We start from the raw sequence: 14,249 nt of genomic DNA, 5'->3' as shown, positions 1-14,249 counted from the left end.
CCACTTGCCTGATCTCAGGCATTTCCTATATTATTCGCAGCCTTTGAAACTGTGTTCAACAATCGTGTGGTGTCCGACAAGAGATCGGATGGCGACACGGCCTATTAATTGAGGTTGTCCATGAAAGCTGGTATCCATCCTGACTACGTAGCCATCACCGCCAAGTGCTCTTGCGGTAACGTCATCAACACTTTCTCTACCATCGGTAAAGATCTGAACCTGGACGTGTGCTCCGAGTGCCACCCGTTCTACACCGGCAAGCAGAAAGAAGTTTCTAGCGGCGGCCGCGTAGACAAGTTCAACAAGCGTTTCGGTGCGATGACCACCAAGAAGTAATTTTACTTCTGAAGAATTCTGAAAAAGGCGCCCATCGGGCGCCTTTTTTACGATCCCTGTTTTTCATCCTTCATGTTCCCGCAGCCAGATGCACTCGCCCCTACTGGCCAAACCCTTTGGAACGACGCAAATAGACATACCCCTCACCCGGGCTGCCCCAGCGCGGGCTCCCTGCGTTGTCATAGGCGCGATCCAGCAATCTGACGCTGTCGGGGCCAATCCAGATATGCTGCACCAGCGTCGTGGCACCACCAAAATCGGTGGAGCAGTGGCCCACCCGGGTATGACCGGCATATTCGCCGGAGGGGGTGCGGGTCAGCCAGATCTCGCAACCGTGGCGCAAGGAGAGCTGCTGCGGGGTCAGGCTGTCGAGCAGGGCGGGATCATGCCAGGCACCGGCAAAATCGGTGGCACGGGGCATGGTCAGCTCTGCCATCAGGATCCGCCCGTCAGGGGCGGGTGAGAAGCGATAAATACGCTGGCGAAAGGGGCGGATGGAACGCATGCTCAGATACTGCTCGGCATAGACCCAGCGATAGCCCTGATAGCCGGGCCAGATCTCCATCAGGCGCAGCTCGGCACTGGTAAAGCGGCTGTCGTAACTGGCCTGCTCCCGGCTCGTAAAGGCCCCGTTGAACCAGCTGAGTAGCGGCTCCATACCGAGCTTGAGTGGGGTAGCCTGAGGCGCCGGCCCTGCCAACACCAGACAGGAACAGAGCAGCCCGAATGCGGCCACCAGCAACTTTGCCATCGAATCCTTCCGAATCATCATAGTGGCGGCGATTATATGAGCGAATTTCCCCAATAACAGCCATTACGATCAAATCATTGCCACTCTGGTGTAAAAACCTCATAAGGATGCCAGTCCGCTCACTAAACCCGATATTTTGCCACCGCCTTGTTGAGCAGCTGGGCCTGCTCGTTGAGGCCCTCGCTGGATCTCGCATTTTCCTCCGCCATGATGCTCGACTCCTGGGCGATGTCGCGGATGTTGTTGACGTTGCGGTTCACCTCGTTGGCCACCAGACTCTGCTGTTCGATGGCTGCCGCAATCTGGGTGCTCATATCCATGATGTGGGTAACATCCTGAGTAATCTGCCCCAGCAACTCCCCTGCGGTACTGGCCTGATCCGAGCTGCGGTTGCCCTGCTCGCGGCAGGTTGCCATCACCTCGACGATGCTGCCGGTCTGTTTCTGCAGCGAGCTGATGATGCCGGCAATCTCCTGGGTCGATTTCTGGGTACGGATGGCCAGATTACGCACCTCATCGGCCACCACCGCAAAGCCGCGCCCCTGATCTCCTGCCCGAGCGGCTTCGATGGCTGCGTTGAGGGCCAGCAGGTTGGTCTGCTCGGCAATGCCGCGGATCACATCGAGCACGGAGCCGATGGTCTCGCTCTCTTTTTGCAGCTGGCTCACCTCGCGGGATGAACTCTCCAGATTGCCCGCCAGCGAGCGGATCTGCTCGACAGTATTCTCGACCGCAGCCCGCCCCTCCATCGCCTTGTTGTTGGTCGCCTGCGCATTGTTTGCCGCCTGCTCGGTATTGCGGGCGATTTCTTCGATGGTGGAGCCCATCTCGGTGGACGCGGTCGCCACCATGTCGGTCTCCTGCAGCTGACGCGCCGCCCCTTCACTGGTGCGTTTGACGTTGGCCGAAAGGTGATCCGCTGCTTCGGTCAAGGTGTGCACGCTCTGCTTCACATCGCCGATCAGGTCGCGAAACCCGCCCAGCATCACGTCGAGATTGCCTGCCAGCTGGGCCATTTCATCTGCCCCGCGCAACTCTATCTTCAGACGCAGGTCATTATCCTGACGAATGCGGTTGACGGTATCATTCACCTGAGTAATGGGACGGTCGATGCTGCGCCCCAGCAACACGCTCATGATGCCGATCAGCACCACAATCACCCCGCCACAGACCAGCATCAGGCTGTTGAGGCGAGCGCTCTGCCGCTCCAGCTCAGCGACAATGTGCTGATCGACGGCGGCAAACCCCTGTTCGGTCTGATGCACCAGATCCCGCATCTGGTTGCGCAGCCCCTCATCCTCTTTCAGCCCCAGTACCTGCATCCCCTGCACCAGCGCCACAAAGTCCTGCCGGTACTGCTTGCTGGCCTGCTCCAGCTTGCCGCGACCCGCCTCCGGCAAAGTGGCAAGGCTATCCTGAAAACTCTTGTGCAAGGTCTCGAAACGCTCCAGATACTGGATATCGGAGCGCAGCATGAAATCTTTCTCCGCCCGCCTCAGTTGCAGCATGGTGATGAGCAACCCCTGCTGATCCAGCTGCTTGAGCCCATTCTCCACCTCATGTACCGCCGCCCTCAACTTGCCATAGAGCCCCTCCTCCGGCCCCAGACCAAGCTTCTGCTGCTGGGCCACCAGATCGTTGAAGGCTTTGCCATAACCGCTGATCTGCTGATCCAGTCTGGTCAGCTCCCCCTCGACGGCAGCCAGATTGTCATCGGTCACCAACTCCCGATTGTGCTGGTGAAAGTCTGACAGCCCCTGATTGAAGCGCTCGACGAAGGTCATATCCTTGCGGATCAGAAAATCCTTCTCGGCCCGCCGCAGGTTGAGCATGGCGATCTCCAGCTGGTCGATATTGCGCTGGGCTTCGGTCAGGTGACGGTGCACCTGGCTGGAGTAGATAAACAGGCCGCTCAGTACCAGCATGGCAACGGCAACCAGCACGGTATTCAGGATCAACTTATGACGGATAAGCACGATGGACCTCTCGCAAACTGGTAGTGAACTGCATTGAGCTTATGCAGAAAAGCGGCGACAGGTGATCTGTGCAAGGAATATTCATTGAAATGCCACACCCACTCCTTATACTGGTTGCACCTGTTTCCAGCCGTGGATTTGACACTATGGAATACAATACTTCTGAACTGTGCGACATCTATCAGGACATGGTGGATGTGCTTGAACCCATGCTCTGCTCCTTCGGCGGCCGCGCCTCTTTCGGCGGCGTCATCACCACCGTCAAATGCTTCGAATCGAATGGCCTGATCCGTGAACTCGTCAAAGAGAACGGACTGGGACGCGTCTTGCTGATCGATGGCGGTGGCTCCATGCGCCGCGCTCTGATCGACAGCGACATCGCCACAACAGCAGCAGAGAACGATTGGGAAGGGATTGTCTGCTACGGCTGCGTCCGCGAAGTCGATATTCTGGAAGATCTGGATATCGGCATTCAGGCACTGGCAGCCATTCCGGTCGGTGCCGACAGCAAGGATGTAGGGGAGACCGATCTGCCGGTCAACTTCGGTGGCGTTACCTTCCTGCCTGATGACCACCTCTACGCCGATACCACAGGGGTGATCCTCTCCCCCGAGGCACTCGATATCGAGTAAGCCACAGACAGCGTGACGACGGGAGCCTTGGCTCCCGTTTTTTATGCCTGCAACTTGCTGAAAAATGACAAAAAAAGAGGGCCAGATAAACTGGCCCTTAACTGGAAGCAATGTGAGCAATGTCGTGCCTTCACAAGAAGTCCATCACGTTGGAACGAATGAAGTCTTTCCCGGAAAACAAGTTAACAATAATCATTCTCATTTAACCAAGCAAGCGCTATTTGCAGAAAGTGCAAAAAAATTGACCACCGCGAAGGGTGGTCAATCTGGTCAGGCTTGCCGGGTGGCCGTTTGCAGGCTGGATAATCCGGCCTCGCCCACCAGCTTGCGGCTGAGGTAGCGCAGCAAGACACCGTAGAGCGGCACGAACAAACCAAGGCTTATCAGCAACTTGAATACGTAATCGACGGTTGCGATCTCGACCCAGTGCTCTGCCATGAAAGGATCTGTGGTGCGCCAGAAGGCCACACTGAAGAAAGCGATGGTATCAACCAGATTACCGAACAGGGTGGAGGCCGCAGGTGCAATCCACCACTGCTTGAGCAGACGCAGGCGGTTGAACACCACCACATCCATGAACTGCCCTACCAGATAGGCCATAAAGCTGGCCAGCGCGATACGCGCTACGAACAGGTTGAACTCGGCCAGATGACCAACGCCCTGGAAGCTCCCTTCAAAGAAGAGTACGGAGAGCGCATAGGAGACCGCCAGTGCTGGCAGCATCACGGTCTGGATAATCTTGCGCGCCAGACCGGCACCGAAGATCCGCACCGTCAGGTCGGTCGCCAGGAAGATAAACGGGAAGCTGAACGCACCCCAGGTGGTATGGAAGCCAAACACGGTGATCGGCAGCTGCACCAGATAGTTGCTGCTGGCAATGATCAGGATGTGGAACAACGACAGGCGAACGAGCGCCGTTTGGTACTGCGCAGGGGTCAGATTCATCTTGTGACCTTTTTGGTTAATGGGGTTAGGGAACCCATATCGCCACCCTTGGCGATAATCGAGGGGCGAGATTATACGCCCCCAAACCGATAGTTCAATCTTTATGCGATTACGCTTGTCCAGGTTGGCCAGCGGCAGAGCAGGCCTTGTGGGCGATAGTCACACCTTGTGCTGTCTGGCGAGCCAGAGCAGCGCCTCCCGATCCGCCGGGCGCACCGCCTCCAGCCAGCAACCGCTGTAGTGTTCATACTCCAGCCGAAACTGACTCTCTTCAAACGCCAGCAACCAGCTATGGCGGTCGGCCCCCGCATCCTGCTCGAGCGGCTGCAGCTCCCAATCTCGTAGCAAGGCCTGCGCCAACAGCGGAAACGTGTCCCAATCGAGTGCCGGACAATCCAGCGTCACCACGCCAGCTTCGCTATCTACCTGTTTGATTTGCCAACTCATTCCCTGTCTCTCAGCTACTGCAGGAGAGCTCACCACCGCAATACCATGCCGGAGTCGGGGTGGCGAGATCCTCATATTCGGGTTGTTCATCAAAGGGGCGCTGCAAGGCGGCGAACAGCCGCTCGAACGGCTGCATATCCCCTGCGTCGGCGGCGTCTATCACCTGCTGGGCCAGCGCATTGCGCAGCACATACTTGGGGTTGATGGCATCCATCTGCGCCTTGCGCACGGCATCCTCGCTGCCTTCGCGCATCAGCCGCGCCCGATAGCGTTCCAGCCACGCCTGCCAACCCACTGGTTCAGGCAACAGGGCCAGCAGAGATGCAGGCCCCCCCCCCTCTTGCGTCACCTCACCGAGACGGCGAAGGAACAGGTGGTAATCCACTTTGTTAGCCGCCAGCAACCGGAACAGCTCGCGGAACAGAGCCGGGTCATCCTCCTCCCACACCGCCAGCCCGAGTTTGGCCCGCATCAGTTCGGAGTAGTGCAGCATCAGCTGTTGCTCGTACTGGGCCAACGCTGCAGCCAGCGCATCACCGTCTACATGGCCAGCCAGCGCCTGCGCCAGTTTTTGCAGATTCCAGTAACCGACCGCGGGCTGCTGATCCAGCGCGTAGCGGCCCGCAGGGTCCGAGTGGTTGCAGACAAAATCGGGCACGTAGGAATCGATAAAGCCGTAGGGGCCGTAATCCAGCGTCAAGCCGAGCAGCGACATGTTGTCGGTATTCATTACCCCGTGACAGAACCCCGCAGCCTGCCATTTGGCAATCAACCGCGCGGTGCGGCGCACCACTTCGGCAAACAGTTCGGCGCCACTCTCCAGCTCGGGGAAGTGGTGGCGCAGCAGATAGTCGATGAGTGGCGGGATCTTCTCTCCCTGCCCGCTCCAGGCGAAATACTCGATATGGCCGAAGCGCAGATGGCTGGGGGCGGTGCGCAGCACGGTCGCCCCGCTCTCAACCTGCTCGCGATAAACAGGCTCCTGACTGCCCACCAGCACCAGCGCTCGCGTGGTCGGGATGCCGAGAGCATGGAGCGCTTCGGAGGCGAGATACTCACGGATACTGGAGCGCAGCACGGCGCGACCGTCACCAAAACGGGAGAACGGCGTCTTCCCTGCCCCCTTCAGGTGGAGATCCCAGCGCTGGCCATCCGGCGCCAGCTGCTCACCCAGCAGCAGCGCGCGACCATCCCCAAGCCGCGGGCTATAACCCCCAAACTGATGGCCCGCATAGACCTGCGCTACCGGCTGCATGCCTGGCAGCACTTTTCCCTCGCCACAACAGGCGATCCAGTCAGCCTTGCTGACGCCTCCCAGCCCCAACTCATCCAGCAAAGCCCGGTTGAGATGAAGCAACCGGGGCTGCTGCAGCGGCTGGGGGACCACGGGTTCACAGGCCCAGGGCAACTCGGTCGCAAAAGTGTTGATCAACTTCATGGTTGTGCCATTCGTCCCTGCGTATGCTCGTGTCACTCTTTATACTGCCGTCAGCCATGCTTGTGCTCACTGGCAACCATCATTTTTCAATTCAAGGAGAAGAAGATGCAAAAATGGGTATATGCCCTGCCCTTGCTGGCACTGGCGTGGGGTCATCAGGCCAAGGCTGCCGATATTGAAGCCGGCAAAGCCAAAGCGGCGGTCTGTGCCGCCTGTCACGGCGTGGAAGGCAAGGCGATGATCCCCAACTATCCCCATCTGGCGGGTCAGAATGCCGCCTATCTGGTGAAACAGTTGAAAGCGTTCAAGGATGGCACCCGCAAAGAGCCCTTGATGGACCCCTTCATGGCGCCGCTGACCGATGCGGATATCGACAATTTAGCCGCCTTCTACGCCAGCCTGAAATAACCTCGCGTCTGGCCCTTGGTTCTTCCGCGCCGCGCTTACCGTGGTCGATTAGGCTGCCTAATCGACCCTAACGACGGCAGTAGTCGATGATCAGATCCATAAAGGCTTCGCCAAAGCGCTCCAGCTTGCGGTGACCGACGCCGTTGATAGCCAGCATCTCGTCTTCGGTCATCGGCATCAGTTGAGCCATCTCAATCAGGGTCGCATCGTTGAACACCACGTAGGGCGGCACCTCTTCATCCTCGGCAATCTGCTTGCGAAGGCCGCGCAGCTCCTTGAACAACCGCTTGTCGTAGTTGGCGTTGTCGAGCAGGCCATTGCGCTTCTCCTTGCGGCTGGAGATAGGCTGCAGGCGGGGCACCGCCAGTTCCAGCTTCACCTCGCCACGCAGTACCGGACGGGCAGCTTCGGTCAGCTGCAGCACCAGATTGCGGGTGATGTTCTGGGTCAGCAGCCCCTTGTGGATCAGCTGGCGGATCACGCTCATCCAGTATTCGTGGCTCTGATCCTTGCCGATGCCGTAGGTCGACAGCTTGTCGTGGCCGTGATCCTTGATGCGCTGGTTGAGGGAACCGCGCAGCACCTCCACCACATAACCTACCCCGAAATTCTGCCCCACCCGCCAGACGCAGGAGAGCGCCTTCTGGGCATCTTCGGTGCCGTCATAACTTTTGGGCGGATCGAGGCAGATATCGCAGTTGCCGCACGGCTTGTCGTTGTACTCGCCGAAGTAGTTGAGCAGCACCTGACGGCGGCAGGTTTGCGCCTCGGCAAACGCCGCCATCACGTTGAGCTTGTACTGCTCCACCTGCAACTGCTGCGGGTTCTCGATGTTGTCGAGCAGACGGCGCACCCGACCGATGTCGGCGGGATCGTAGAGCAGCAGCGCCTCGGCAGGAGTGCCATCGCGCCCGGCGCGACCAGTCTCCTGATAGTAGGATTCGATGTTCTTCGGAATGTCGTAGTGCACCACGAAGCGTACGTTGGGCTTGTCGATACCCATACCGAACGCCACCGTCGCCACCACTATCTCGATGTCATCCTTGAGGAAGGCATCCTGGGTCTGCTGGCGCTGCTCGAGCGGCAGCCCCGCATGATAGGGCGCCGCTTTGCAGCCGTGGCGGGATAGCCGCTCGGCCACCTCCTCCACCCGGTTGCGGCTGGAGCAGTAGACGATGCCGCAGTTGCCCTTCTGGCTCTGCACGTAACGCAGCAACTGCTCGGCCGCCTTGAACTTCTCCACCAGGCTGTAACGGATATTGGGGCGATCGAAGCTGGCGGTGTGGATAAAGGGATCGTTCAGCTCGAGGCGGTGCAGCATGTCACTGCGGGTCGCCTCGTCGGCAGTCGCAGTTAGCGCCACCACCGGCACCTGCGGGAACCACTGCTTGAGTCGCCCCAGCGCCGCATACTCAGGCCGGAAATCGTGGCCCCACTGGGAGACGCAGTGCGCCTCGTCGATGGCGAACAGCCCGAGCGGCAGCTCCGCCAGCCGATCCATAAACTCGTGCTGCAGCAAGCGCTCGGGGGAGACATAGACCAGCTTAATCTCGCCGCGGCGCATGGCGGCGAAGTTCTGGATCATCTCCTCCCGACTGAGGGCAGAGTTGATGTAGACCGCCGCCACACCGTTGGCGCGCAGGCTGTCGACCTGATCCTTCATCAGCGAAATAAGGGGAGAGACCACCACCCCGAGCCCGGGCCGCAGCAGTGCCGGGATCTGATAGCAGAGCGACTTGCCGCCACCGGTGGGCTTGAGCACCAGCGCATCGCGCCCCGCGACGATCTGCTCGATGATCTCGAGCTGGCCCGGCCGAAACTGCTGATAGCCAAAGACCGCCTGCAGCAGGGCAAGCGGACTCTCTGGCTGAGGATCTGGCAGGGTTTCGGCAATCGCGGTCATGGGCTCTCCTTTGGGGTCGCCATTCTAAAGCAGCCGCCGCCCACAATAAACCTGCCATTGCGACTGTTAAGGAACTGTTGCAGACTGGCTGGAGTTTTTACTCGGCTTTGATGACAAGGATTGGGATCAGAGAATGAAACAGATGCTCAAGAAGATGGCGCTCAGTGGCATTGCCAACCTGTTTGCCGAGAAGATGCCCTTCAACAAGCTGATCGGCATGCAGGTGACCCACTACGACTTCGACAAGGTGGAACTGCGCATCAAGATGGACGACAAGCTAATCGGCAACCCCTTCCACAACATCTTGCACGGCGGCGTCACCGCCACGCTGCTGGATGTAGCGGGCGGCATGATCGTCGCCGCTTCCTGCATCGACGAGCTGGAGGAGTTCTCCCCCAGTTATCTCAAGGAGCGCTTCGCCCGCCTAGGCACTATCGATCTGCGGGTGGATTACCTGCGCCCGGGACGCGGCAACGAGTTTATCGCCACCGCCCACATCATCCGGGCTGGCAGCAAGGTGGCCGTCGCCCGGATGGAGCTGCACAACGAAGAGGGCACCCACATCGCCTTCGGCACTGGTACCTATCTGGTGGGTTGAACCAAGTTAGTGCATAAAAACCACGCGGCTAATCTACTTTTAATCATTAGATTCCTTACCCCCTCTGGCCGAACAAGGTCCATACTGATAGTCGGGATTGTGTGCAGAGGGAGGATTGCAGGCGATGAGTGCGAAACTGGCCATCAAACCATCCAGAGCCTTGTTGACACAGCTCGAGTCCATGCTCGACGAGGTGCAGACACCCGAGTGTCGCCACTGGTTGGAACAGGAGCTTGAGGGGTATTCTCTCTCCTCACCCCTGCCTTGGTATCGCATCGTTCCCTGTCGGCAACGCGGTCACTTTCTGGATCTGAAAACGGGAAAATATTTGACCTGTCATATCAACAGTCAAACGCTATGCCAACGCGATCTGGCCCAAATTCAGTTCATTTATGCCCGTGAACCCGCCGCCCACTATTTGCTGCAACGCAATTCCGGTATTGAACCCTGGCCAGAACAGCTGCTGGAAGATTATCAGGAGCAGTTGATCCCCGGCCATCTATGCCTGCAAGCCTGGCATGAGCCCGTTATTTCATTACGTGCACAACTGATGGAGGGAATAGAACATTTCATTAGTGAGTACCCCAAGCACGCGGCCTTGCTGCCTCAACACAGTTTCAAGGCTTTGCGGCATCAGCACTGGCATATCTGAGTAAGCGCCTGGCGCGCAAGGAGGGCACCATAGACAAGACCCATAGCGAGATTGCCACAATCTAGAGTGCCGGAGTCAGGATCAGACTCCACCGATGGGCCACCGAGCGGTGGCCCTTTTAATGTCTGTGGTCTTGCTTCGCCCCTGCATACAGCAGGTCAGGTCACTTGGCCAGGTAACAGGTCAGCAGCCAAAGAAAATCGGGAAAACAGGAAGGATAAATGCAAAAAGGCCGCTCTATTGAGCGGCCTTTTCAAATTTGGTCGGTGTGAGAGGATTCGAACCTCCGACCCCTTCGTCCCGAACGAAGTGCGCTACCAAGCTGCGCTACACACCGATGTCTGCGGGACGGGAATTTACCGAAAGCCCCGACCTGACACAAGCCTTTTTTGCATTTTGCAGGAAAAAAAGTGCTGTTCGCTCAACTATTCAGCACTCTTTTCACCCGTTTACCGGACTGCAGCCAGCTGATGACATTCCGGCAACCGGCCGTCAGGCCAGGCGCAGGGATGCAGGCCCCAGCAGACGGCGCTGCCAGTCAGCCACAGTGCCATGCTCCAGCCAGTCGGCTGCATGCTGGCGCCAGTTGGGGGAGAGAGCAGGATTCTCCAGCAGCATCAGCAGATCCGCTTCATTGCGCACCTGATTGAACAGGATATCCGCCGTGCGCTTCACCGTCAGCTCTGGATAAGGCCTGTCCACCAACTCCATGGTCGGCTCCGGCGACACCATCCCCTCCTCCAGCACCCGCAGCAGCCAGCCACAACGGCCATTTAGCTGCATCACCTGCGACATCTGGCCATAGCCAAAGCGCTGGTTGAGCCTGAAGCAGGGGGATCTCGGCTGGCTGATCTGGATCAGCGCCTCGCCGAGTCGATAGACATCGCCAATGCAGGCTTGCGCCTCGGTCAGCCCGATACCGGAGAGGTTCTCGCCAAAGGCGGCAGGTTGCCAGGGTGTACGTGGCGCAGGCAAGCCCAGTGCGGTTTGCCAGGTCTGCCACCAGAGATAGTGATCGGCAGGATAGTAGTGGAGCGCCCGATCCGGGCCACCGTGGTGGCGCAGGTCACACTGTTCATCCCCTTCCAGACCGGCAAAGGTACAGCGAACTGGTGCAGAGATCGGTTGCTTGTGAATGGCGCTGGTGAGGCCGGGCACCAGCTCGGTGCCACGACCGCTAAAAAGGGAGATCCGCATACTCATCCTCCAGGTTGACGAGAGTAGGCGGATCTTATCATGCCATCAGACGACGGCCTGCATCTGGGTGGTCATGGCGATCTCGGCGCGACGGCGCTTCTCCGCCCTGGCCATCAGATACCAGCTGCCGAAGGTAAAGAGCGATACCGACAGCAGGATCAGGCTGGCCACTGCGTTGATCTCGGGTTTTACCCCGAGCCGCACCGCCGAGAAGACCTCCATCGGCAAGGTTGTGGAGCCCGGGCCGGAGACGAAGCTCGCCAGCACCAGATCATCGAGCGACAGGGCGAACGACATCATGCCACCTGCCGCCAGCGAGGGGGCGATCATCGGGATGGTGATCAGGAAGAACACCTTCCACGGCTTGGCGCCAAGATCCATGGCCGCCTCCTCGATGGAGAGATCCAGCTCCCGCAACCGCGCCGACACCACGATCGCCACGTAGGCGGTACAGAAGGTAGTGTGGGCGATCCAGATGGTCAACATGCCCCGCTCGGCGGGCCAGCCCACCAGCTGGGCCATGGCCACGAACAGCAGCAGCAGCGACAAACCGGTGATCACCTCGGGCATCACCAGCGGCGCCGTCACCATGCCGCCGAACAGGGTGCGACCACGGAAGTGGGGAATACGGGTCAGCACGAAGGCCGCCACCGTCCCCAGCGCCACCGCGGCGATCGCGGTGTAGAAGGCGATCTCCAGCGAGCGGAACACAGATCCGATCAGCTGTTTGTTGTCGAGCAGGCCGAAATACCACTTGAGCGACCAGCCACCCCACACCGTCACCAGCTTGGAGGCGTTGAAGGAGTAGATCACCATGATGATCATGGGCAGGTAGATAAACAGCAGCCCCAGCCAGAGCATCAGCTTGGCAAAACCAAAACGTCTCATCATGCCTTGCCCTCCAGCTCTTTGGCCTGGTTACGGTTGAAGAGGATGATCGGAATAATCAGCACCGCCAGCATCACTACCGCCAACGCAGAGGCAACCGGCCAGTCGCGGTTGTTGAAGAACTCCTGCCACAACACCTTGCCGATCATCAGGGTCTCCGGGCCACCCAGCATTTCCGGAATAACGAACTCCCCCACCACCGGAATGAACACCAGCATGCAGCCGGCGATGATGCCGTTCTTGGAGAGCGGCACAGTGATCTGCCAGAACCGGGTCAGGTTGCGGGCCCCCAGATCGGAAGCAGCCTCCAGCAGGCTCTGGTCATGTTTGACCAGATTGGCGTAGAGCGGCAGCACCATGAAGGGCAGGTAGGAGTAAACGATGCCGATATAGACCGCCAGGTTGGTGTTGAGGATCTGCAGCGGCGCGTCGATCACCCCGATCCCCAGCAAGACGCTATTGAGCAGGCCGTTGTTGCTGAGGATCCCCATCCACGCATAGACCCGGATCAGAATGGCGGTCCAGGTCGGCATCATGATCAGCAGCAGCAGAACGGTCTGGGTCTCCTTGTTGGCCCGGGCGATGGAGTAGGCCATCGGATAGCCAATCAGCAGGCAGAGCAAAGTGCTGACGAAGGCCATCTTGAGGGAGCCCAGATAGGCAGCGATATAGAGCTCATCCTCCTGCAGCAGCAAGTAGTTGCCCATGTTGAGCAGGATGGTGAGCTGATTGTCGGCCCAGCTCACCACATCGGTGTAGGGCGGGATCGCCACATCCGCTTCCGCAAAACTGATCTTCACCACGATGACGAAGGGCAGCAGGAAGAAGAGGAACAGCCAGAAGAAGGGGATGCCGATCACCAGTCGGCGCCCCCCGACCCGCTTCAGTCGTTGCAAGAACTTCATGATTGCAGCACCACGCCGCTGTCATCTTCCCAGTAGAGGAACACCTGGTCATCCCAGGTTGGCCGCTTGCCGTGGCGTTCGGCATTGGCGATGAAAGCCTGAACGATTTTGCCCGAGGGCAGCTGAATGTGATAAACCGAGTGACCGCCCAGATAGGCGATGTCATAGACCTCACCCTTGGTCCAGTTGAAGTCCGGGTGCTCGATCTCCTCCGGCTTTTGCAGACTCATCAGCAATTTTTCCGGCCGCAGGGCGTAGGTCACCTTCTTGTTTTCGGCGCGGGAGCTGATGCCGTGGCCCACATAGATGGGCTGCTCCAGATCGGCGCAGGCGATGGTGGCGTGGTCCTGCTCATCCTCCACCAGCAGGCCGTCGAACAGGTTGACGTTGCCGATAAACTCGCACACCAGCCGACTGGCTGGGGTCTCGTAGATATCCATCGGGCTGCCGATCTGCTCGATGCAGCCGAGGTGCATGATGGCGATCCGCTCCGCCATGGTCATGGCCTCTTCCTGATCGTGGGTCACCATGACGCAGGTAACCCCGACCCGCTCGATGATCTCTACCAGCTCCAGCTGCATCTTGGAACGCAGCTTCTTGTCGAGCGCCCCCATGGGTTCATCCAGCAGCAGCAACTTGGGACGCTTGGCCAGGGAACGGGCCAGCGCCACCCGCTGGCGCTGGCCACCGGAGAGCTGATGCGGTTTGCGACGGGCATACTGGGTCATCTGTACCAGCTTGAGCATCTCCTCCACCCGGGCATCGATCTCGGCCTTGGGCAGGCCATCCTGCTTGAGGCCAAAGGCGATGTTCTGGGCCACCGTCATATGGGGGAACAGGGCGTAGGACTGGAACATCATGTTGATGGGGCGTTCATAGGGGGGCATGTCGGTGATGTCGACCCCGTCGAGGAACAGCCGCCCCTCGGTCGGGCGCTCGAAACCGGCCAGCATCCGCAGCAGGGTCGATTTGCCGGAACCGGAGCCACCGAGCAGGGCGAAAATCTCTCCCTTGTGAATATTGAGAGATACGTTATCGACCGCCAGCGTTTCGTCGAACTGCTTGCTTACCCGATCAATTTTCACCAGCACTTCTTTGCGCTGCTGACTGCCCTCGAGGGCTTTCTTGTAGGCACTGGAGGCTATCGCCATTACCAAACTCCCCAACGTGATA

General features: G+C 59.0%; 15 protein-coding genes and 1 tRNA gene. 5 read left to right on the top strand and 11 right to left on the bottom strand.

The genetic code is table 11. The annotated features are described in order from the left end of the window. The first annotated feature begins 120 nt into the window (after nt 1–120). Entirely contained in the window at nt 121–336 is a 216-nt protein-coding gene (gene rpmE, locus AB5Y99_RS02630; protein ID WP_005340673.1) for a 50S ribosomal protein L31, read from the top strand. Nucleotides 337–436: 100 nt separating this feature from the next. Here the strand turns inward: rpmE and AB5Y99_RS02625 are convergent, their stop codons facing one another. Then, nucleotides 437–1,087: a chromophore lyase CpcT/CpeT gene (locus AB5Y99_RS02625; protein WP_368208625.1), complete on the bottom strand. Its 651-nt coding sequence runs from the start codon at nt 1,085–1,087 to the stop codon at nt 437–439. Nucleotides 1,088–1,209: 122 nt separating this feature from the next. Continuing rightward, on the bottom strand, nt 1,210–3,063 hold the full coding sequence (locus tag AB5Y99_RS02620; protein WP_368208623.1) for a methyl-accepting chemotaxis protein: 1,854 nt from the start codon (nt 3,061–3,063) through the stop codon (nt 1,210–1,212). A 146-nt stretch (nt 3,064–3,209) separates the two neighbouring features. Here AB5Y99_RS02620 and rraA point away from each other — a divergent pair, with 146 nt between their 5' ends. After that, the gene (gene rraA / locus AB5Y99_RS02615; protein ID WP_005340678.1) at nt 3,210–3,695 is read left to right on the top strand and encodes a ribonuclease E activity regulator RraA; all 486 of its coding nucleotides are present in this window, start codon (nt 3,210–3,212) and stop codon (nt 3,693–3,695) included. A gap of 270 nt (nt 3,696–3,965) precedes the next feature. Here the strand turns inward: rraA and AB5Y99_RS02610 are convergent, their stop codons facing one another. The 3 genes from AB5Y99_RS02610 to AB5Y99_RS02600 all read right to left on the bottom strand — a co-directional run bounded on the left by AB5Y99_RS02610 (nt 3,966) and on the right by AB5Y99_RS02600 (nt 6,525). Further along, on the bottom strand, nt 3,966–4,640 hold the full coding sequence (locus AB5Y99_RS02610; protein ID WP_005340680.1) for a 7-cyano-7-deazaguanine/7-aminomethyl-7-deazaguanine transporter: 675 nt from the start codon (nt 4,638–4,640) through the stop codon (nt 3,966–3,968). 159 nt (nt 4,641–4,799) lie between these two features. Further along, entirely contained in the window at nt 4,800–5,087 is a 288-nt protein-coding gene (locus AB5Y99_RS02605) for a DUF3630 family protein (protein ID WP_368208622.1), read from the bottom strand. 10 nt (nt 5,088–5,097) lie between these two features. Further along, the gene (locus AB5Y99_RS02600; protein WP_368208620.1) at nt 5,098–6,525 is read right to left on the bottom strand and encodes a YdiU family protein; all 1,428 of its coding nucleotides are present in this window, start codon (nt 6,523–6,525) and stop codon (nt 5,098–5,100) included. Nucleotides 6,526–6,630: 105 nt separating this feature from the next. Here AB5Y99_RS02600 and AB5Y99_RS02595 point away from each other — a divergent pair, with 105 nt between their 5' ends. Next, the gene (locus AB5Y99_RS02595) at nt 6,631–6,933 is read left to right on the top strand and encodes a cytochrome c (RefSeq protein ID WP_005340687.1); all 303 of its coding nucleotides are present in this window, start codon (nt 6,631–6,633) and stop codon (nt 6,931–6,933) included. A gap of 67 nt (nt 6,934–7,000) precedes the next feature. Here AB5Y99_RS02595 and recQ read toward each other — a convergent pair whose 3' ends face one another. Further along, nucleotides 7,001–8,836 (bottom strand): ATP-dependent DNA helicase RecQ, encoded by a 1,836-nt coding sequence (recQ, locus tag AB5Y99_RS02590; protein ID WP_368208618.1) that lies wholly within the window; start codon nt 8,834–8,836, stop codon nt 7,001–7,003. A 133-nt stretch (nt 8,837–8,969) separates the two neighbouring features. On the opposite strand from recQ, the gene AB5Y99_RS02585 reads away from it, so the two are divergent. Together AB5Y99_RS02585 and AB5Y99_RS02580 are read left to right on the top strand one after the other, a co-directional pair. Continuing rightward, complete coding sequence (locus tag AB5Y99_RS02585) at nt 8,970–9,434, top strand: thioesterase family protein (RefSeq protein ID WP_042054246.1); 465 nt, start codon at nt 8,970–8,972, stop codon at nt 9,432–9,434. A gap of 124 nt (nt 9,435–9,558) precedes the next feature. Beyond that, nucleotides 9,559–10,086, top strand: coding sequence for a hypothetical protein (locus AB5Y99_RS02580; protein ID WP_005356927.1), 528 nt, complete (start codon nt 9,559–9,561; stop codon nt 10,084–10,086). 260 nt (nt 10,087–10,346) lie between these two features. Here AB5Y99_RS02580 and AB5Y99_RS02575 read toward each other — a convergent pair. From AB5Y99_RS02575 to potA, 5 genes are all read right to left on the bottom strand, one after another. After that, nucleotides 10,347–10,423 (bottom strand) — tRNA-Pro (locus AB5Y99_RS02575). A gap of 155 nt (nt 10,424–10,578) precedes the next feature. Beyond that, the gene (locus AB5Y99_RS02570; RefSeq protein ID WP_368208616.1) at nt 10,579–11,283 is read right to left on the bottom strand and encodes an MOSC domain-containing protein; all 705 of its coding nucleotides are present in this window, start codon (nt 11,281–11,283) and stop codon (nt 10,579–10,581) included. A 45-nt stretch (nt 11,284–11,328) separates the two neighbouring features. Further along, entirely contained in the window at nt 11,329–12,171 is an 843-nt protein-coding gene (locus AB5Y99_RS02565) for an ABC transporter permease subunit (RefSeq protein ID WP_031227712.1), read from the bottom strand. Continuing rightward, complete coding sequence (locus AB5Y99_RS02560; protein WP_368208614.1) at nt 12,171–13,076, bottom strand: ABC transporter permease subunit; 906 nt, start codon at nt 13,074–13,076, stop codon at nt 12,171–12,173. The genes AB5Y99_RS02565 and AB5Y99_RS02560 overlap by 1 nt, the downstream gene beginning before the upstream one ends. Then, nucleotides 13,073–14,227, bottom strand: coding sequence for a polyamine ABC transporter ATP-binding protein (potA, locus tag AB5Y99_RS02555; protein ID WP_005340704.1), 1,155 nt, complete (start codon nt 14,225–14,227; stop codon nt 13,073–13,075). The genes AB5Y99_RS02560 and potA overlap by 4 nt, the downstream gene beginning before the upstream one ends. Nucleotides 14,228–14,249: the final 22 nt, after the last annotated feature.

This window comes from Aeromonas sp. R4-2 (assembly GCF_040908295.1).
In the GTDB taxonomy this organism is placed as follows: domain Bacteria; phylum Pseudomonadota; class Gammaproteobacteria; order Enterobacterales; family Aeromonadaceae; genus Aeromonas; species Aeromonas veronii.
Note: the sequence above shows the minus strand (reverse complement) of the source record. Positions and strands in the feature narration are given on the sequence as shown.

Bases quoted from the DNA above. Each gene is read 5' to 3' on its own strand.
- rpmE (WP_005340673.1), top strand. From the start codon at position 121: ATGAAAGCTGGTATCCATCCTGACTACGTAGCCATCACCGCCAAGTGC.
- AB5Y99_RS02625 (WP_368208625.1), bottom strand. From the start codon at position 1,087: ATGGCAAAGTTGCTGGTGGCCGCATTCGGGCTGCTCTGTTCCTGTCTG.
- rraA (WP_005340678.1), top strand. From the start codon at position 3,210: ATGGAATACAATACTTCTGAACTGTGCGACATCTATCAGGACATGGTG.
- AB5Y99_RS02610 (WP_005340680.1), bottom strand. From the start codon at position 4,640: ATGAATCTGACCCCTGCGCAGTACCAAACGGCGCTCGTTCGCCTGTCG.
- AB5Y99_RS02605 (WP_368208622.1), bottom strand. From the start codon at position 5,087: ATGAGTTGGCAAATCAAACAGGTAGATAGCGAAGCTGGCGTGGTGACG.
- AB5Y99_RS02600 (WP_368208620.1), bottom strand. From the start codon at position 6,525: ATGAAGTTGATCAACACTTTTGCGACCGAGTTGCCCTGGGCCTGTGAA.
- AB5Y99_RS02595 (WP_005340687.1), top strand. From the start codon at position 6,631: ATGCAAAAATGGGTATATGCCCTGCCCTTGCTGGCACTGGCGTGGGGT.
- recQ (WP_368208618.1), bottom strand. From the start codon at position 8,836: ATGACCGCGATTGCCGAAACCCTGCCAGATCCTCAGCCAGAGAGTCCG.
- AB5Y99_RS02585 (WP_042054246.1), top strand. From the start codon at position 8,970: ATGAAACAGATGCTCAAGAAGATGGCGCTCAGTGGCATTGCCAACCTG.
- AB5Y99_RS02580 (WP_005356927.1), top strand. From the start codon at position 9,559: ATGAGTGCGAAACTGGCCATCAAACCATCCAGAGCCTTGTTGACACAG.
- AB5Y99_RS02570 (WP_368208616.1), bottom strand. From the start codon at position 11,283: ATGCGGATCTCCCTTTTTAGCGGTCGTGGCACCGAGCTGGTGCCCGGC.
- AB5Y99_RS02565 (WP_031227712.1), bottom strand. From the start codon at position 12,171: ATGAGACGTTTTGGTTTTGCCAAGCTGATGCTCTGGCTGGGGCTGCTG.
- AB5Y99_RS02560 (WP_368208614.1), bottom strand. From the start codon at position 13,076: ATGAAGTTCTTGCAACGACTGAAGCGGGTCGGGGGGCGCCGACTGGTG.
- potA (WP_005340704.1), bottom strand. From the start codon at position 14,227: ATGGCGATAGCCTCCAGTGCCTACAAGAAAGCCCTCGAGGGCAGTCAG.